Source organism: Metallumcola ferriviriculae (assembly GCF_035573695.1).
In the GTDB taxonomy this organism is placed as follows: Bacteria; Bacillota; JADQBR01; order JADQBR01; family JADQBR01; genus Metallumcola; species Metallumcola ferriviriculae.
Window position 1 is genome coordinate 804,884 of record NZ_CP121694.1, and the last position, 19,145, is coordinate 824,028.

The 19,145-nt window shown below is 37.4% G+C and carries 15 protein-coding genes and 2 pseudogenes; all 17 read left to right on the plus strand.

What is annotated here, in order from left to right:
• Positions 1-4 precede the first annotated feature (4 nt).
• The 17 genes and pseudogenes from MFMK1_RS04100 to MFMK1_RS04180 all read left to right on the plus strand — a co-directional run bounded on the left by MFMK1_RS04100 (position 5) and on the right by MFMK1_RS04180 (position 19,024).
• Positions 5-820, plus strand: a complete 816-nt coding sequence (locus MFMK1_RS04100; RefSeq protein WP_366923892.1) for a hypothetical protein — start codon at positions 5-7, stop codon at positions 818-820.
• Between the two features lie 248 nt (positions 821-1,068).
• A pseudogene (locus tag MFMK1_RS04105) lies at positions 1,069-1,455 on the plus strand (DUF4365 domain-containing protein).
• Positions 1,456-1,549: 94 nt separating this feature from the next.
• A complete protein-coding gene (locus tag MFMK1_RS04110) occupies positions 1,550-2,119 on the plus strand; it encodes a hypothetical protein (RefSeq protein WP_366924867.1) in 570 nt (189 codons plus the stop codon).
• 30 nt (positions 2,120-2,149) lie between these two features.
• Positions 2,150-2,329: an SEC-C metal-binding domain-containing protein gene (locus tag MFMK1_RS04115; RefSeq protein ID WP_366924868.1), complete on the plus strand. Its 180-nt coding sequence runs from the start codon at positions 2,150-2,152 to the stop codon at positions 2,327-2,329.
• Between the two features lie 10 nt (positions 2,330-2,339).
• Positions 2,340-3,152, plus strand: a complete 813-nt coding sequence (locus MFMK1_RS04120; protein ID WP_366923893.1) for a hypothetical protein — start codon at positions 2,340-2,342, stop codon at positions 3,150-3,152.
• A 225-nt stretch (positions 3,153-3,377) separates the two neighbouring features.
• Positions 3,378-4,361 carry a DUF2971 domain-containing protein gene (locus tag MFMK1_RS04125; protein ID WP_366923894.1) on the plus strand — a complete coding sequence of 328 codons (984 nt, stop codon included), beginning with the start codon at positions 3,378-3,380 and terminating at the stop codon, positions 4,359-4,361.
• A 447-nt stretch (positions 4,362-4,808) separates the two neighbouring features.
• Positions 4,809-4,880, plus strand: a pseudogene (locus MFMK1_RS04130) (hypothetical protein); the annotation flags it as partial.
• Entirely contained in the window at positions 4,881-5,318 is a 438-nt protein-coding gene (locus MFMK1_RS04135; RefSeq protein ID WP_366924869.1) for a recombinase zinc beta ribbon domain-containing protein, read from the plus strand.
• Positions 5,297-6,889 carry a recombinase family protein gene (locus tag MFMK1_RS04140; protein ID WP_366923895.1) on the plus strand — a complete coding sequence of 531 codons (1,593 nt, stop codon included), beginning with the start codon at positions 5,297-5,299 and terminating at the stop codon, positions 6,887-6,889. The genes MFMK1_RS04135 and MFMK1_RS04140 overlap by 22 nt, the downstream gene beginning before the upstream one ends.
• A 2-nt stretch (positions 6,890-6,891) precedes the next feature.
• On the plus strand, positions 6,892-8,094 hold the full coding sequence (locus MFMK1_RS04145) for a recombinase family protein (protein ID WP_366923896.1): 1,203 nt from the start codon (positions 6,892-6,894) through the stop codon (positions 8,092-8,094).
• The gene (locus tag MFMK1_RS04150) at positions 8,012-9,442 is read left to right on the plus strand and encodes a recombinase family protein (protein ID WP_366923897.1); all 1,431 of its coding nucleotides are present in this window, start codon (positions 8,012-8,014) and stop codon (positions 9,440-9,442) included. Before MFMK1_RS04145 ends, MFMK1_RS04150 begins: the two co-directional genes overlap by 83 nt.
• Before the next feature lie 290 nt (positions 9,443-9,732).
• Positions 9,733-10,944: a hypothetical protein gene (locus MFMK1_RS04155; RefSeq protein WP_366923898.1), complete on the plus strand. Its 1,212-nt coding sequence runs from the start codon at positions 9,733-9,735 to the stop codon at positions 10,942-10,944.
• A gap of 75 nt (positions 10,945-11,019) precedes the next feature.
• On the plus strand, positions 11,020-11,214 hold the full coding sequence (locus MFMK1_RS04160; protein ID WP_366923899.1) for an AAA family ATPase: 195 nt from the start codon (positions 11,020-11,022) through the stop codon (positions 11,212-11,214).
• A gap of 27 nt (positions 11,215-11,241) precedes the next feature.
• Complete coding sequence (locus MFMK1_RS04165; RefSeq protein WP_366923900.1) at positions 11,242-12,864, plus strand: ATP-dependent nuclease; 1,623 nt, start codon at positions 11,242-11,244, stop codon at positions 12,862-12,864.
• Positions 12,857-14,821, plus strand: coding sequence for a UvrD-helicase domain-containing protein (locus tag MFMK1_RS04170; protein ID WP_366923901.1), 1,965 nt, complete (start codon positions 12,857-12,859; stop codon positions 14,819-14,821). The genes MFMK1_RS04165 and MFMK1_RS04170 overlap by 8 nt, the downstream gene beginning before the upstream one ends.
• Positions 14,822-15,173: 352 nt before the next feature.
• Positions 15,174-15,971: a recombinase family protein gene (locus MFMK1_RS04175; RefSeq protein WP_366924870.1), complete on the plus strand. Its 798-nt coding sequence runs from the start codon at positions 15,174-15,176 to the stop codon at positions 15,969-15,971.
• Positions 15,972-16,390: 419 nt separating this feature from the next.
• On the plus strand, positions 16,391-19,024 hold the full coding sequence (locus MFMK1_RS04180) for an RCC1 domain-containing protein (protein WP_366923902.1): 2,634 nt from the start codon (positions 16,391-16,393) through the stop codon (positions 19,022-19,024).
• Positions 19,025-19,145: the final 121 nt, after the last annotated feature.

Consider the following 19,145-nt stretch of genomic DNA (forward strand, 5'->3'; position numbering starts at 1 on the left):
TCAATTGATTTTTGATATTAGCACACCGGACGCAGCTTTCAAGTTCATTCAAGATTTTTTTAATATTACAGGTAGCGGTTTTATAGATGAGTATATAATCGAATGCAATAATGATTTTGATTCATTTTGGAATAAACGATTGGACTACATCGACTCGACTAACATTGATCACTTAAAATATAAGGCTCTTCACGTAACATCTAACTGGGATGATTGTTTGGAAATTAAAATGCAAGGGATAAAAAATTTACAGGCGGTTTTGTCGGAGCAGACAACATTAAGGAATTTATTATTAGAATATGGTGTTAAATTTGATATCGAGAATAAAGCCCTCGTTATAGGCGAGAAAGTAATTGATATTGACTATGATAAATTTAGGGGTCGATTTAGGCTTACATCTGAAGAAGAACGCATTAGAGAAGTTGCTAGAAAAATATATTTCGATCCGCAAGTGAATGCCTTTTTTTCAATAGATGATATTGCCCGTTATGGAACAGATATTCATTGCAGACCGGAATTTTTAATGAACTTATCAAGTCTTATTCCACGCATAAAAGAGGTTGAAAAAATTTGGTGCACAAAGAGCAAAGGGTATATTGTTACCTTTCTTGCTGATTTCGATCAATTTGCTTGGTATTCTTTTTATGATTATGAAGACAATTATTGGGAAGATATGGAGAGTAGGTTAATACTTAAGAAATGGCTGATTTCAAATGCCGTTAGCAGAAGTTTCGAACGTGGCGGTTCGGAAATTATTGCTTATATGGGGAGTGGGGTTACTATTACACCTGAACAGATTATCGATTATACTGCGTTATGAGGTAAAAATACCACTTGAATTTATTGGGGAATAAAAAAGGCTGGCAGGTTTGATCCAACTGTAGATCGGACTAATGAGTTGTTGGACAAATAGGCTCTTAAAAAATATGGGAAAAGGTGGTAAGATAAAAATGTATATGGTGAAATTTGCTCAACAAAATTTATTAATGGAGAATTGAGATGCCTAATACAATTTGGTCGCGGTTAAATAAACTGCAGCTTGGTAGATATGCGGAGTATTATGCGAAGATGGAATTTGCTTCTTACGGATTTGAGGTATATACATCAGAGGTTGATGATCATGGAATAGATTTTATAGCAAAAACGAAGGAAGGACGATTTTTCGAGATTCAAGTAAAGTCAGTACGTCAAACCAATTATGTTTTTATGTAAAAGGAAAAGTGGAACATAACTAACCAGGATAATTATCTTGTACTATTTATATTTGAAGATGGCAGGCTGCCGGACGCTTATCTTATTCCTGCAGTTACTTGGAAAGCCCCCAATGACCTCTTTTGCGATAAGGACTATGAAGAGTTAAAAAGCAAACCAGAGTATGGGCTTAATTTGTCCAAGAAAAACATGCCGAGGCTTCGTCCATACTTATTTGAAAAGATGATAACATCTCTTTTATGAGCCCAAAGGGGGGGCTTAGTCTAATTTTCTATGGATATCTAGATTGTACGATTGTTTCAGAAAATCAATGGGGAAGACTTTGTGATTACAGGTGGTGGCTTTGTTGTTAGAATTGAAAAGGTTAGTTGAAAGCTTTTTTAAGTTTGTTAGAGACAAAAACATAGAAATTTATAATGAATTCAGCCTGGTACATGAACTGGGGATTTACTTAAGAACCATGCTGCCGCAGTATAAAGTGCAATTTGAGCGTAATGTTTCATTTTTCACACGAGATAACAAAACGATAAAAAAGGAAATTGATGTTACAATCTTTACACAAGACAAACATGAAAAGTATGCTATAGAGATGAAATGTCCAATGAATGGTCAGTATCCTGAGCAAATGTACTCTTTTGCAAAAGACATAAAATTTATGGAAGAACTTAAGGATCGGGGATTTAATAAAACTGCCTGTGTTGTTCTAGTATCGGATAGACCCTTTTACGAAGGAAGAATAAACGATGGTATTTATAGATATTTCAGACAAGAATATGCTGTCTATGGAGACATTTACAAACCTACCGGTCGGGCAAAGAATGTCGACTTCATATCTCTATCGGGTAGACATGAATTTGTATGGGAAAATTTAAACGCCCATAGTAAATTCTATATTATTGAAATGTAAGGAGAATTATTTTGTTTTTTACTAATTTATATACGAAAGACTGAGCCCTGTCCGTGTGGTAGTGGAATAATTTATAAGGATTGTTGTTTGAATAAAGATGACAAAATAGATAAAGATAGCAGGAAACCGGTTCCGGCCATGAGCGTAAGATCAGGGGCGTCGGGAACACCAAGACGTTACATGCCATTCCAATATTTATTAAACCAATGAGGTGAATAATGTGGAATTAATAGATTTGAGAAAGAGGATTGTTGAAAACTTAGACAAACAGATTAATAAGGAGTTAAGTGAATTTGTAATTCCTAGGGACATTATGAATAGGAAAGAAAAGTTATTAAACGGAAAAGATGAGGATGAAATATTTGCTGAAGCAAAAATAGCAGATAATGAATTTGAGACATTCATAAATTTGTGGCTTAATAATGCGTACAGATTTAGAGAGATTGAGCGTGCTATGGGTATGTTACTTCTTTTTTATAAAACTGGAAGCATAGAACCTTATATATCTGCTATCGAAAATAAATCAGCTGACTTTAGTCAACATTTTTGGCAAAGCTATGGTGATTTTCAAGTAAGAAGCTGTAGTTTATTGGATAGTGTAGGCCTATATTTAGCTTTTGTGTTTTATGGAATAATTGATGCTCCTTTTTATTTTAACAATGTTATTGACTCAATAAAACTCAAATATGGCGATAATAAACGCCGAATTCTAGATGGAGATCCTTTTAAACTAAAAAATAGAGATGATTGGAAAGTATTACTTGAAGCTAAACGTAGATATGGGGATATTAAGAGATGGAGAGATGAAGTAACTCATGCATTCTCACCTTTAATGTATATGTTAGATGGAAATGATGAGTTTGATCTCGGCAAAAAACAGATATTAAGGAGCCCGACATTAAATGCTGAAAAAGCGATAGAAGAATGCAAAAAGTCTTATTGTTTACTAAGTTTAGTGAATATTGCTGCAGATACTTTTGCAGTTAGTTTTATAAATACGAATTCATATCACAGAAATCATTATCACGTTTAGATATTAATTTTAGGCTGAGAACGGCATATAACACGAGCACTCCAGCCCTTTTTCACAAGACTTGCAGATTTGGGATGTGTTTAGGGATTTAGTATTACGCACCCTATTGGGGTGGACACGTCAGGAATTCCGGGGACGATATATAAATATTGTACTTCTCATTAGGGTAATAATGCGAATGACTATTAGTATAAAAAGATCAATTTGTTTTAAGGGTGGCTAGAAATGGACTTTTCTGATTGCAGTTGTATAGAAGATATTAAATTGAAACAAGAACTACTCCAATCAGTCTCTGTTATTCCTAATGATAAATTACAGTATCATTATACATCGCCAAAGGGTGTAGATGGTATTTTGAAAAATGAAAACATAGAATTAAGATTTACAAGAATAGATTGTGTAAATGATACAACAGATGGAAGTTATATAATTGAATATTATAAGAATATATGTAAGCAGTTATTGGAAAACAAAAATATAGATAAAGATTATTTCAATTCAATAATTAATGTTTTACCCTTTAAGGAATTTCCTTTTATCCATAAAGCAATTCCACCCCTAATAATAGATGGAGTAGAATATAAAGAATGTTGCATATCTGAATATGTTACATATATATTCTGTTTTTCAACGCTCTCAGACTCATTACCAATGTGGAATTATTATCTTAAAAACGGCCAATATGAGGGTTGGAACTTAGGTTTTTCTTCTTTAAAATTGAAGGAAGCCTTTCACTATCATCCTTATAAGAGAAATTTCTTAAGCGAATTAATTGTTGTTGAATATGACGACCATGAAAAAGACGATATATTGAAAGATTTTGTACAAGCATTATATAGATACCGTCATAAAGATGATACACAATTATCAAAAACTAAATTAGCAATTTCATGCGAACTGTTTAAATGGCGATGTGCTTTTAAATCAAAGAATTTTTCACATGAGAAAGAGGTAAGGCTTGCAATTCACTTACCATTAAATGAAGATAAAACAGCATTAAGTCCATTTGCCAAAACTGAACTTAGATATGGTAGTAACGCTGGGATTCCAAAGTATATTTTTGTACCTCTTTTTGATAAAATGGCAATATGTGAAATTACAGTTTCTCCGCTTTTTAATGGGAAAAAGCAAAAAAGGCTTTTAATGCAATTGACTAATAAAGGTTACGATGTAAAAGTTAATCATTCAAAAATACCGATTAGATTTTAATCTGGGTACCTACGGTTAAGGGGAAAAGGTTATTGACTAAGGGGACATGAGAATAGATAGAAACCTGAAGAAGCACTATTCTAAAAAAAATCAGCGAAGTTATGTGGTTTTGAAAAACTTGATTTTCAGAAAAGCTCTCGGATAAGTGCATTCGGTTGCATAGATCAAGCTTATTCACATAATCCTTTCACTCGAAGAGAAAACACTTCTATTTTAGGAGAGTTGAGGGACGAATTTCTAAGACCTTAAGCTTATTGAATTTCGCCCGGGGGGTGTGTACTTTTTTGCGTTAATCCCGTACTTTTTAGCGTAAATCAATATCGCTAAATTGTATCAATATTTTAGTCATTAGACAAATAAAAACTCAAACTTTGATACAATGAAAACTCCTTGATACAAGGGGTTTTCCTGTTTTAAGGGGTAAAATGGTCGTCTAGAAACGCTACCGTGCTTTCAGGGCAAATCGCTCACACAAAATGGTATGACCTATTCCCCGATCCTACCATCGCAGATGCTATCATGGATAGAGTCATACATAATTCATACATACTTGCTCTAGATTCAAAAAAATCCATGCGAGAAGTATGCGGTAAAAACTACAAACGCAAGACCACACACGGACGGATTTCGTGGAACTGCTCTACTTACCTGAAATTCGGCAAGGCATTCTGCCACACCAAGCAAATCCCCGAAGACATCCTGCTTTCGATAGTTACAGAGGTTTTAGGGCTTACGAAGTTTGATGAGACGGTCTTTGAGCAAAAGATTAAGGAAATACAGGCTATTGATTCTAACCTTCTGGTATTTGTTTTTCGTGACGGCCAGACTGTCCAAAAGGAGTGGCAGAACAAATCACGTAGTGAAAGCTGGAATGAGAAAGCCCGACAACAGGCGCGGGAGAGACAACTAAAATATTTGGAAAGGAGGAAAGCTTCATGTATCCAGCAAGAGCAGTAAAAGTTATTCCGGCAACAGCAGGACTTTTTGCACCCATAGCTGCCGGAACTCCAGCAACAAAACGGGTTGCTGCCTACGCAAGGGTTTCAACGGACAATGATGAACAGCTCTCAAGCTACGAGGCGCAGGTGGATTATTACACTAGACACATCAAATCAAATCCAGCTTGGATGTTCATTGAGGTCTACGCTGATGAGGGTATTTCAGCTACAAGCACAAAAAAGCGTGATGGTTTCAACAAGATGATAGCTGACGCACTGGCCGGTGAAATCGACCTGATTATTACCAAGTCGGTGTCCAGATTTGCCAGGAACACTGTTGATACGCTGACTACTGTCCGACAGCTTAAGGAAAAAGGCGTGGAGGTTTATTTTGAAAAGGAGAACATCTACACATTAGACAGTAAGGGTGAGCTATTGATCTCAATTATGTCAAGCTTGGCTCAAGAAGAATCAAGGTCAATAAGCGCTAATGTCACCTGGGGTCAGCGCAAACGGTTTGCCGACGGTAAAGTCAGCCTGCCATACGGACAGTTCCTTGGTTACGAAAAAGGTGAAGATGGCTTGCCGAAAATTGTCGAAAAAGAAGCTGAGTTTGTCCGGTTGATTTACAAACTCTTTCTTGAAGGTAAGACGCCTTCGGGTATAGCAAAGCATCTTACAGAGAAAGGTATCAAGACTCCTGCTGGTAAACAGAAATGGCAACCCAGTACCGTAACGAGTATCCTTCAGAATGAAAAATATAAAGGCGATGCTGTGCTGCAGAAATCATTTACAGTGGATTTCCTTACCAAGAAAAAGAAAATTAATGAGGGTGAGATTCCCCAGTACTATGTGGAAAACAGTCATCCGGCAATCATAAGCCCCGAGACATATGAACTGGTTCAAGAAGAGTTCAGGCGGCGTAAAGCGGCAGGAAGATATACAAGCGCCATTAACTGCTTTGCCAGCCGGATTGTTTGTGGGGACTGTGGCGGATTTTACGGCAGAAAGATATGGCACTCCACCACCAAGTACGCCAACACCGTTTGGCAGTGCAATAATAAGTTCAGAAAGAGAACCTATTGTAACACCCCTCACCTGAAAGAAGAAGTCCTGAAACGAGCCTTTGTCGAGGCCTTCAACAGCCTTATTGAAAATAAAGATGAGATTTTATCCACCTATAATGAAATAATTGTAACGATTACAGACTTCAAAAAGCAGGAGAAGGAGAGCCAAAAAATCAATGAAGAATGCACAGTCATTGAAGCGGCAGTGGAAAAGCTGATTGCTGAAAACGCAAGGTCAGCAATAGACCAGAAGGAATACACCAAGAGGTACACCCCCCTTGCTACCAGATATAACGAGCTGCAAAACAGGAAGCAGGAGCTTAATAGCGAAATCGCAATCTTAAAAGCCAGGCGCAATCAGATGAACGCCTTCATCCGCCAACTTAAAGAGCAAAAAGAACTACTGACCGAGTTTAACGAGAGCCTTTGGTGTGCGACTGTTAACGCAGTGGTTGTAAAATCCAATGAAGAGATAACTTTTCAGTTTAAAGACGGAACTGAATTGCCATGGGGGATTGAATAACCATGGTGAAAAGAAAGATAACTGAAATAAAAGGAAGCCTCAATCCCTTCACCGTACCTCCAAAAATCAGAGTTTGTGCCTATGTACGTGTATCAACTGAACACTCCGGGCAGATGAATTCCCTCCAAAACCAGACCGAATACTATGAACGAAAGCTAAAGTCAAATCCTGCGTATGAATTCTGCGGCATTTTCTCAGACACGGGTATATCCGGCTTAAAAATAGACCGGCCGGGCCTAAAGGCTATGCTTGAAAAAGCAAGAGCAGGTGAAATAGATATTATCATTACAAAGTCGGTTTCCCGATTTGCAAGGAATACTCTAATGCTGCTTAAATATGTCCGCGAATTAAAAGATGCAGGTGTGGGTGTCATCTTCGAAGAGCAGAACATCAACACCATAAATGCTGAGGGAGAATTAATGCTCACTGTCCTTGCAGCCATCGCGGAAGAAGAACGAAAGTCGGTCTGTGCCAATGTTCAATGGGCCATGCAGAACAAATTCAAGCGCGGAGAGGCGATGGTAGACGTTAATCGCCTCATGGGTTACGACCGGGACGAAAATGGCAGTCTGGTCATAAATAAAAAGCAGGCAGAAATCGTCAAGCGGATTTATAATCTCTATCTAAATGTTATTTCCGGGTATAAGATTGCGCAGATACTAAATGACGAAGGTGTCCCTACCTATACTAAGAATCCATGGCGTTCGCACCGGATTTTAAGTATCATCTCCAACGAGAAATATACCGGCGACTGTTTGATGCAAAAAGCCTTCGTTAATGAGGAGGGTAAGCAAGTTTTAAATAAAGGGCAAAAGCCCAAGTACTACGTTGAAAATGCCCATCCGGCAATTATTCCAAGAACAAAGTGGAAGGCGGCCCAAACCATCCGTGAAGGCAGAAAAAAGAAAGAATATCCCTTTACCGGCTTATTAAAGTGTCCGTACTGTGGAGCATCGCTCATCAGAGTCATCCATCAAGGCGGCTATGTAAGCTGGATTTGTGCAACCTATCAGCAAAAAGGTAAGGCCGTATGTATAGGGATGCGCATAGCAGATGGAATATTAGAAGCGCTTTCGAAGGATTATGCAATAACTGAGCCTATGGTTCTGGAGGAGGTGAATCATGACCTCCGTAGAAAGAAGAGGTCCGAGAAGGATTTCCGTCTTATACCCGTTACCCAGTACAACGGATGGCGAGAAGAATGAAACGAATAAACAGAGAGTTGCGGCTTACTGCCGGGTCTCAACAGGCAGTGACGAGCAACTTTCAAGCTATCATGCACAAATAACCTATTACGAAAATTATATAAGATCACATCCTGATTACTCTTTTGCCGGAATTTACGCTGATGAAGGCATCTCCGGAACTGACCTTAAAAAGCGCGATGCTTTTAACCGTCTGATGCAGGACGCCAGAGATGGCCATATAGATATGATCATTACTAAGAGCCTCTCCCGCTTCGGTCGCAATACTCTTGATTGTCTTAACTGTATTAGGGAATTGAAAGCCCTCGGGGTGGATGTCTATTTTGAAAAGGAGAATATCCACACCATGAGAAGCGAAGGAGAGATGCTTTTGACGCTGATCTCAGCAGTAGCGCAAACCGAAAGCCTTGCTATTTCAGAAAACGTTAAATGGGGCATCCGCAGAAAGTATGAGAGAGGTAATATCAAAAGCATTCCAAGCGGTAAATTCCTGGGTTATGACAAGGACGAAGACGGTAATCTCATCATTAATGAAGAACAAGCCAAAGTAGTGCGCCGGATCTACCAGGAGTTCCTTGACGGGTTCGGTACCTTCCAGATTGCCAAGCGCCTGACCACAGAGAAAGTACTGATGGCTTATGGCGGGAAGGAGTGGTGTGCAAGCCATATCACAAAAGTTCTTACTAATGAAAAGATGAAGGGCGATACAAGGTTTCAAAAGACTTATAACGCAGATTATTTAACAAAGCGGCGTGTGAAGAATGAAGGGGAATTGCCACAATATTATTTTGAGAACACCCATCCCGCAATTATCGATAAAGACACATGGAAATGCGCGCAGCTTGAAATGAAGCGGCAGGAACAGTTTGCTAAAGACCACTACATGAATAAGTTTCACCGGCATAGTGAGGAGTATCCCCTCAGCGGGAAAATCATCTGCAAAGAATGCGGACATACATTTTTGCTTCGAAAATCAAAGCGAAAAGAGGATTATGGAAAGAAGTACTGGATTTGCAGTAACTTCAAGGCTGGACGCTATAAACCGGTTGGGGAGGATACCTCCCGGAATGGTCAAAGGATTTATGCAGAGATTGCAGAAAAGGAATTCATCAAAGCATGGAACCAACTGGTTGATGATAAAGAGAGCTTTTTGCCAAAGCGGCAGCAAACCATAAACGGCGACGATACTTTGGCTGCATATAGGGCTAAGGAACTGGTGTGCATGATAGAAGAAGTCGGGTGCATTGAAACGATGCCATATGAATTGATGCTTAAGACACTTGACCATATTGAAATCGGGCTTAATGGCAAACCGGTGGTTGTTTTTCTTGCCGGAACAAGAATTTGAATACGAAAATTAGAATCCCGCAGGGTTGGCTTGGTGCTGAACTTGCGGGTTTTTTTTGTTTTTATAGGGGTTTTTTGGGGAAGGTTGCTTTCATAGGAAATGTTTGTATACCGTGTATTAAAAAAGAAAGGAGCTTTAATTTCTTTGGAATTTTTATGATTAACAGGAAACTTTTAAGAAAATATAGAATAGCTTAACGATGTTTCATTGCAAAATTGCACAAGTTTTGCAAGTGAGAAGCCGATAAATGTTTAAAGAACCGGTTCCATCAATTACGAGGGAGATAATTAATGATTCCTTTAGATTTCTTAGATTATGGCGAAAACAATAGTATTGATATGAAAGTCACAGAAAATGTAAATGGAAACCTAGCAGTAATTGTAAGAGTACTATTAGATTATCTGAATAATGATCCAGATTTCGGGATGGATGGTTTTCTACCTAGAGATTATTTAATGCGTAGACCACAAGAATGTAGATGTCTTGTAGATGAATTATATGAACTAATCTTATCCCCTGAACTTAGATATTATATAAATCCAAAATACGAGTATCTTTTATATACTATTTTACAATGGTGGGAAGATTGTAATGATAATCCCTCTGAGCTTATACCTAATCCAATAAACAAAGACCTTTTTTCTCTAATATCAACTAATCCAAATTATTTAACTAACGATGGTACAAATTATGTTTTAAAAGAAATACAAAATTATGAATCGTATTATTATTTCTGTTTCTGCGATCATGATTTTCTCCCCTCGCAATTAAGTAAGATGTTAACGATGTTTTTACGTAATGAAGAATTGTTTTCAATGTTTTTTCCAGATGTAAATTTATATGATTATATAGATCTCATGCCAGTAGATTTGAGAAAACAATACTTAGGAAAATTACAGCTACCCCAGAGTCCAAAAACAAAATTAGAAGCTATTAACATTGAAAAGGGAGTGATTACTGAATTATATAAAGTACTTCGTAAATTCCAAAAGCGTGTAGTTGAATTTCGTAATCGTGGTGAAACCGAGATAAGCAACGATATACATGATAGTATCGAAGAAGTTCTAAAATCTAAGTATGATTTACAAATTACAAGAGAATTTCCGATGGGAAGAGCTATTAAAACATTAGGGGAAACTGACTTATATATTTATGGGGATGAAGACTATGCCATTATTGAAAGTAAACACATTGAAAATTTTTTAGATCAATTTAAACAATTGTTGGGTTATTTAAATCATTATTTTCATTTCGGCATTACTATTTCTATAAACAAAAAATATAATTTGCAAGATGCTATAGATAAAATCAAGGAGAACCTAAACAATTTTGTAGACGATAATTTTAAATTAGTTTCAGTAAAGGATTTAGAACAGCAATATGTTTTTAAGAGTGTTCATATAATTCCTGAAGATAAAGCTAAGCATATGACTGTCTATCATTTTATTCTTCATTTGAATGATTATGACCGTGAAAGAATTGCTAAAGAAGCGAGAACTTAGAATTAGACCCATCTTAAACATTATGTTTTGTGCTATAAAAAGCTTCACCTTCAATAAATTGTAATGGAGGATTCTATGTATATTTCTAAATTACGGATTGAAGGTTACAAAAACACAAATCGGGAATCAAGCGTCATCCTTAATAAAGGGTTAAATATTCTCGTTGGCGAAAACGGCTCTGGAAAGACTGCAATAATTAATGCACTTAGGCTACTATTGAGAGAAAAAGAATCAAATACTGCTTTTTCGGAAGGAGACTTATATTGTTAATTAGATAAAAAGAACCGTGCTGATGAGGTGAAAATTACCGCCGAATTTTCTCGTTTGACCGAAGATGAAAAAATCACTTTTTTGACATGGTGTGGTGCGGATTTTAATGCACATTTACATTTATTGATATCGAAAAAATCCTCTCGATTTGGCTATTTCAAACGTAAACATTGGGGTGGCAACTCATCTGCCAGTATTTTTGAAGAAGATACGTTTGACTGTATTGAGTGTATATATTTGCCGCCATTGCGTGATGCGGAAAATAAACTAGCAAATGCCAGAAAGTCGAGATTAGCCATGCTTTTAAAGAAAAAGTATGGCGATAATACTAATTCGCTTGTCGAGAGTGTAAAAAAATTCAATGATGCCATTACTGAAAATACCGATGGGAAATATGCTGAGATTGATTCGGTAAAAAAGAGTATTAACACAAAAATCAAAGAATCCCTTGGAAATGAACTTGGTCAAAGTGTCAATTTACAGTTTACTGAAACAACATTCAATAAAATAGTCGAAAATATAAAAATGGTATTCTTTCCGAAAATCGGCGAAATAGATATAATGAAATTCAGAGATTTGGCCACCAATAGTTTGGGGTATAATAATCTCCTTTATATTGCTACTGTGTTTGCTGAATTGGAATTAATCAAAGATTCAGACATATTTACAGCGTTGTTAATCGAAGAACCAGAAGCTCATTTGCATCCGCAATTACAAGTGAAATTTATCAAATATCTCGAAACATTGTCTGATACTTTGCACAACGCACAGATTATTGTTTCTACGCACTCACCTGTGTTAGCTTCATCAGTTAGCGTTAATAAAATTATTCATGTTTCAGAACAGGATGAATGTATTAATGCGATAACTCTGAAGCAAAAGGTTTTTGGCGACACTGTTTCTGAAAAATATATTAACAGGTGGCTGGATGTAACAAAATCAACCATGCTTTTTTCGCGAGGAATTATCATGGTTGAGGGCATAGCTGAAGCACTAATACTTCCAAAATTAGCTGTAAATGTATTGAAAAAATATAATCGAAAAGCTGTTGCTGAAGGGAAGCGAGTATTAGCAAATAGTATTGAAGAAATGGGCATATCGGTTATCAATATCAACGGTATAAATTTCAAGTATTTCATGAAATTATTTTGTAATTTTGATAATTCTTCAGGACCGAATATACCAATCTTCTGTGCAGGCTTGAGCGATCGTGATCCTGATAAAGAAACTTATCCATTAAAAGGAGAAATGGTCACAGGAAATAATTCTGTATGCGATTATATTAATGATATCAATAGTAATAAATATTCCAGACTCTTTATATCGCCACTCAAAACGTTTGAATACGATATGGCTATGCTAAATCCAGCAGTTATGGCAAAGACATTGAAATCTCTATGGCCTACTGCAGATGGAACAGTATCTCCTGATCTTCAAAAGATTGTTGACAAACATAATAATTACCATACAGATTTATGTTCGTTACGTGATGATGCTAAATTCATTTATAAGCATGTTGATAATTCACAAGTAGGAAAAGGCTTGTTTGCATATGCACTAGCCGAAGCTATAGACGAAGAGTATATTGTACCTGAATATATTGCGAGAGCAATATTATGGGCTTGTGGAGGCATCGAAGAGAATGTCTAAAAGAGAAAAGGAAAATATTCTTTCTGCGACACTATGTTTAGCTGATGATGCACACACATGTACATTTTTAAACGATAGTAAATGCAATAAACATGATAAATGCAGAATTTGTGAAAAGACAGAAAAGCAAATAGACTATATTCTTTCGCCTGTAAGTAAATGCACATACTTGTCGGCTTGTGCCGGAAGTGGTAAAACAGAAGTCCTTGGGATGAAAACTGCCTTTGAAATATGTCGTTGGAGTCAGAAGTCTTCTGGAATCGCAGTTTTAACTTTCACGAATGAAGCCGCAAACACAATCAAGGAAAGAGTTAGGCTGTTTTATCCTCGTGATATTCCGACAGTGCATTACATAGGTACTCTTGCAAGTTTTATTCACGGATATATAGCTCAAAAGTTCGGATATGCTTTTTTTCAAAGGAATAGGGAAATATCAGATAAATCTTTTTCCGTAATAGATAAGAGTACGAAAATTTATGATAATACTTGGCTCAACAATTACACACTTAATTTTCCTATTCCGCCCAGAATGAGTTCTATTTATGCCAATCAAATATCATTTCAACATAGCGATAATAAGTGGTACATTTACTTTGGCGAAAGTAATAGTATAGAAATTTCAGAGTATTATAAACAACCTACAATGCAAGAAAATATCAATAAAATACGTAAGCGAAAGAAAAAAGATTATCTATTCAAATACAATTTCTTTAAAGACAAGATATTGGAATGTAAAAAGAAATTCTGGAGCGATGGCTTTGCAAGTTTTGAAGATATGAACTTAATTGCTAAAAGTTGCTTAAAAGATGGTGGTATCGTAAAATTGCTAGCAAAAAAATTCCCGTTGATTATGGTAGATGAATGTCAAGATTTATCTTTTATTGAACTAGAAATGTTGGGCTTACTTAAAAATGCAGGAAGTAGCATTCACTATATTGGTGATTTAAACCAAGCCATTTATTCTTTTAAAGATGCAAAGCCACAATACCTGATAAAGCAAATATCCGAAAAAGGGTTCGAAACAATGTATCTAAGGGACAACTTTAGAAGTTGCCAGAAAATTGTTAACGTAGCTTGCGCATTGCAAAGTATTAACCGAGATATCATCGGACATGCGCAAGACTTGTGTTGTGGCAACGCGGCGGTATATTATGAATATGAGAATGAAGAAGAGGCAGTTGATTTCTTCATAGAACTTTTACGTCGCTACCAAATAGCACCACAAGATGCTATTGCATTGACACGGAATTCAAGTTTAAAAAATAAACTTAATACTGGCACAACGTTAGACCATAAACAGCATGCTATTATTTACGCAGTTCAGTTGTGGAAAATTGACACACAGGAGAGCAAAAAGGAAGCCCTATTACTTATAGGATTGCAAATTCAAAAGTGGTTAAAAAGCAGGGGGAGAAAGGATAATTATTTTTGTCCGGATACTTTCGATGACGTATTTAAGTGGCGATTGATGTTAAGGGATGTTTTAAATGGTTTTGTTGCTTCAGATGTTGTGAATGCGTTTAATGATAAAACTTATGCTGATTGGTATCATTCCGCTAAAGAAGAAGTAATAAAGATTGTAGACCAATATATACAGCAAGTATTGGGGCCTGACAAATCAATATATGGTAGTGCTACTTTAAGGACACCTTCTGGAACATCGTCAATATCAATACAAGTAATATCAGGTGACGAGTTTACCAAGCTTCGAATTGATACAATTCATTCCGTCAAGGGATGCTCTTATGACGCCGTCTTATTAGTTTCATCACCTGATGGACGCGGAAAAACGGGATATTGGGAAAACTGGATAGATGATAAGGATGAGACGACAAGATTTGGATATGTTGCAAGCACTCGGCCAAAATATTTATTAGCTTGGGCGGTTCCAAAACTGACTAATGAGCAACGTATTAAAATTGAAACTATAGGTTTACAGAATTGTATTGTAAAATGAATAAACTAACTTCACCTGATCCATATCACTTAAGAAAAAAATCTCTATTATAGGAGAGTTGAGGGCAGAAGTCTTAAACTTTAAGCTTATTGAATTTCCCTTGATAGGGGTGTGCACCTTTTAGCGTTAATCCTAAACTTTTTAGCGTAAATCAATAACGCTAAATTGTATCAATATTTAAGTCATTAGACAAGATGAAAGCCGGTCCATTTCAGAAAATTCCACATGGGGCATCAGAAGACGCTTTGAACAGGGCAGGCTTCATATAAACCATACAAAGTTTTTAGGATACGATAAAGATGAAAACGGTAACCTTGTCATTAATAAAAAACAGGCCAAGATTGTTAGGAGAATTTATAAGGATTACCTCGATGGAAAGGGGCCAAACCGGATAGCTAGAGAGCTTGAAGATGAGGGAGTCCTTAACTGGAACGGAAAAGCTAAATGGTATGAAAGCAGCATTAGGAAGATGCTTAGTAATGAAAAATATAAGGGGGATGCCCTGCTTCAAAAGACCTATACGGTAGATTTTCTGACAAAGAAAAGAACGGAGAACAACGGCCAAGTACCAAAGTACTATGTAGAAGAAAGCCACCCAGCCATTATCGATAAGGATATGTGGGAAGCAGTGCAGCTTGAGATGCAAAGAAGAAAAGCCTTTGCAGAGAAACATGGTATTAAAAAGATAGACTACGCCACCATAGATAATCCCTTTGCAGGCAGGGTAATCTGCGGCCATTGCGGGAGCCCCTTTGGGAGAAAGGTGTGGAACTCTACCAATGATAGCCTGAGAAGGATAGTCTGGCGGTGCAATAATAAGTACGCTACTAAAGGAGAAAAAGGCTGCGAGAACAAGCATGTGGATGATGGGGTTTTATACCAGGCATTTATAAATACCTTTAATGCCATGCTGGAGAATAAAGATTACTTCATGGAGAAATGGTGGCAGAAGCAAGACAGCGGGGATTTACTTGAGAGATACAAGGCGCAGCAGTTTATGAGGATTATTAAAGAAGCTAAACCTAAGCAAGAGTTTGATATGGATTTATACTTTAAACTGGTTGAGAAGCTGACGGTGATTGAAGGAGATAAAATAATTATAACCCTGCTTGATGGGACGGAAGTTGAATGTGAATTTTTACCCAGGTGAATGCGACAACCCTCCAATCGTGCAAGTCTAATAATCGGTTAGCTGCCTTCGGTTGGTTTTAAATACCAATATTTTTAAAAAAAAGGAAGTATTGCAGGGGAATTAGGACGGGCGAAAAAAGAGATAGAGAGGTAATGGGAAAATATGCCTAATAAGGATGGTGAAATATGTACTCACACGGGCTTTATAAAATAAATGGTTTCTTTTCCTATTATCATTTTACTTGTTTGAAAAGGATGGTACATATCATTTTCGGGTGAGGTGCAATGGCGGTGTCTCCTTGTATATTGAAAGATTAGGCAGCAGTTTTGTCTTTTAGTTGAAGCTAGTTATGGTCAAAAAACTTTTGTATTGACAATTTTTGAGTCGTTTCTAGTGAAAAGGGTTTGGCTTATTATTCATTTGGAAGGTGGTCTAACATGGGAATAAAGAAAAAATTGTTAGGATTGGCGGTTATTATAATACTTTCTATTTGGACAAGTGTAGGGGTGGAAGCAGCAGATGGACTGTTGCCTGTTGAGCACAGGTCAATTTATGCGGGTTCTGCAGTATCTTACTATATAACTGCTGGAGGTAAACTTTATGGTGCTGGTAGAAATACGCAAAATCAGTTGGGAAATGGTACCAAAATAGATAGCGCTACGCCTATCTTAATACTCGAGGATGCCGTTTTTGTTGAAGGTGGCCTCAAAAACTATGCTATAACTTCTAATGGTGACCTATACACTTGGGGAGTTGATCGTGACGGTCCATTGGAACCAGCAATTAAGCCCCATAAGATACTCAGTAATGTTTCCTCAGTTTCTGAATGTGGGGGCAGAGCTGTTGCTGTTTCTAGAAAAGGAGAATTATACGAAATTGATTATTATGATAATACAAGGAAACTTATGGATAATGTTAAGTCAGCGTCCGTGGGATATAGTTTTACAGTTGTAGTAAAAAGGGATGGAACAGTGTTGTTTTGGGAGGGTAGTCTAGAAAAGGGGACTGCTCAACCAAAGGAGGTTCTTGATAATGTCGTACACGTTGTTTCTGGGTCGGGCCATACTTTGGCATTGAAGAATGATGGGACATTATGGGCTTGGGGAAATAACTATGATGGGCAGGTAGGTGTCGATTCTCGATATGCTAGAAACGGGAAAACTCCAACAAAAATTATGGAGAACGTCAGATATATAGATGCAGTTAATGGTCCTTCGGATTCGGAAAAAAATGGCGAAAGTTCGTTAGCAATAAAGAATGATGGCAGCCTATGGATATGGGGGAAGCGTGCTGGAGGAGGCCCATTTGGTGATGATATGCGTATGGATGTGCCATACAAAGTAATGGATGGTGTACTGACAGCTTCAATTGGGTCACATCTGTTAGCTGTAAAAATTGATGGGTCGCTGTGGGCAATGGGTTATAATAATACCGGACAGTTTGGAAACGGACAAACGTATTGGGTTGATCAGCCGGTTAAGATAATGAGTGACGTTAAGGATATTGCTGCTTCTGAAACATACGGGATGGCTATAAAGAATGACGGTACGGTCTGGGCATGGGGAAAAATAAAGAATGCTTCGGATGGAGATCGGTGGAGAGTGTATCGTGGCTGGGATGATATACAAAATGAAAAGGATTTGATTTCGAATACTCCGGTTAGAGTCTTTGATTTTGACAATGCGATTGAAATTGCAGCTGCGCCTGAACACAGACTTGTTTTGTTGGAGGATGGTTCTCTTTGGGCGTGGGGAGATAATTACGCTAGTAAATTGGGAGACAATACGACTAAGGATAGTGCTAACCCCATCAAAGTTATGGATGAGGTTAAAAGCATTGAAGTAAATCGAAATAACTCTCTTGCATTAAAGTATGACGGGACATTGTACTCTTGGGGTGAGATTGAAACCCTATCTGAGTATGCTTCGAAACCGCCTCAAAAAAAAGCTGATAATGTAGTAGCATTTGACTCTATGTGGGATGGAATTATTTACGTTTCAGAGGATGGGGAAATTTACAGCAGTGTTCATGCTGGCGAAGCTAATCCTAAGGTTGAAAAGGATCTATATAATGGTGATAACATCTGGGTGGTGCCGACAAACAATACTGGTCAGCCCTATGTACTACCGACAAACGTTACTAAACTTTTGGGTAACAGATTAACAGGGTTACATTATACCTACGCCTTAACTTCAGATGGAACGTTCTATGGTGCTAATGCAGTTTCGGATAAGTTTGATTCAGAGCAGCAACCAATAAAAATTATGGATGACGTAAAGGATATATCCGGAATGAATCCATACATTGTAAAGAGTGATGGTACTTTATTTAGATACGAATATGGTGACCCCAATAAACCTATACTCAGTAACATACATAAAATCGATACGGCATGGGAATCTGGATTAAAATTAGCACTAGACAATGATGGAAACGTATATGCTTGGGGAGGTAACACTTATGGACAAGTAGGAAATGGTACTCAATCATTTTATGCGGAACCAGTGCAGCTTCGAAACGGAATAATGGTCCCGAAAGATGAATACTCCCCTTCCCCCTGGGCTGTAGGTGAGATAGAGAAAGGGAAACAGTACAATCTTGTGACAGAAAAGGTACTGTCTTCATACCAGCGAGACATTACCAGAGAAGAATTCTGTGAAATTGTCGTTAAACTCTATGAAGCCTTGGCAGGAAAAACAGTCGCAGAGTCTTTAGATAGTAATTTTAGTGACACTAATAATCAGGAGATTTTAAAAGCTAACTCCCTGGGTATTGTCAAAGGTATCAGTGAAACTGAGTTTGCCCCATACGCTATCATTACAAGAGAGCAGATTGCAGTAATGTTTTACCGAACATTAATAGCATTAGACCCTTCTCTGGCTAAAGAAAAATGGGAAGTAAATTTTGCCGACAAAAGTGAAATATCCAGTTGGGCACTTGATGCGATAGGTTTTATGAACGCCAATGGGATTTTGGGCGGAATGGGAAACAACAAGGTTATTCCTAAAGGCAATGCCACCAGAGAGCAAGCTATCGCCCTTATTGTTCGTATTTTTGAGAAATTTAATTAGGGTATATGGCAAATAATTAGGAGGGTGAAGTTTACCCGAGTGAATATGTCGAATAGTTATTTGATATCCCATAAGGTGAACCTGATATAATAAACGGCAGGAAAACTGTCAGAAAGAAGGT

Bases quoted from the DNA above. Each gene is read 5' to 3' on its own strand.
- MFMK1_RS04125 (WP_366923894.1), top strand. From the start codon at position 3,378: ATGGACTTTTCTGATTGCAGTTGTATAGAAGATATTAAATTGAAACAA.
- MFMK1_RS04135 (WP_366924869.1), top strand. From the start codon at position 4,881: ATGGATAGAGTCATACATAATTCATACATACTTGCTCTAGATTCAAAA.
- MFMK1_RS04140 (WP_366923895.1), top strand. From the start codon at position 5,297: ATGTATCCAGCAAGAGCAGTAAAAGTTATTCCGGCAACAGCAGGACTT.
- MFMK1_RS04145 (WP_366923896.1), top strand. From the start codon at position 6,892: ATGGTGAAAAGAAAGATAACTGAAATAAAAGGAAGCCTCAATCCCTTC.
- MFMK1_RS04150 (WP_366923897.1), top strand. From the start codon at position 8,012: ATGACCTCCGTAGAAAGAAGAGGTCCGAGAAGGATTTCCGTCTTATAC.
- MFMK1_RS04155 (WP_366923898.1), top strand. From the start codon at position 9,733: ATGATTCCTTTAGATTTCTTAGATTATGGCGAAAACAATAGTATTGAT.
- MFMK1_RS04160 (WP_366923899.1), top strand. From the start codon at position 11,020: ATGTATATTTCTAAATTACGGATTGAAGGTTACAAAAACACAAATCGG.
- MFMK1_RS04170 (WP_366923901.1), top strand. From the start codon at position 12,857: ATGTCTAAAAGAGAAAAGGAAAATATTCTTTCTGCGACACTATGTTTA.
- MFMK1_RS04180 (WP_366923902.1), top strand. From the start codon at position 16,391: ATGGGAATAAAGAAAAAATTGTTAGGATTGGCGGTTATTATAATACTT.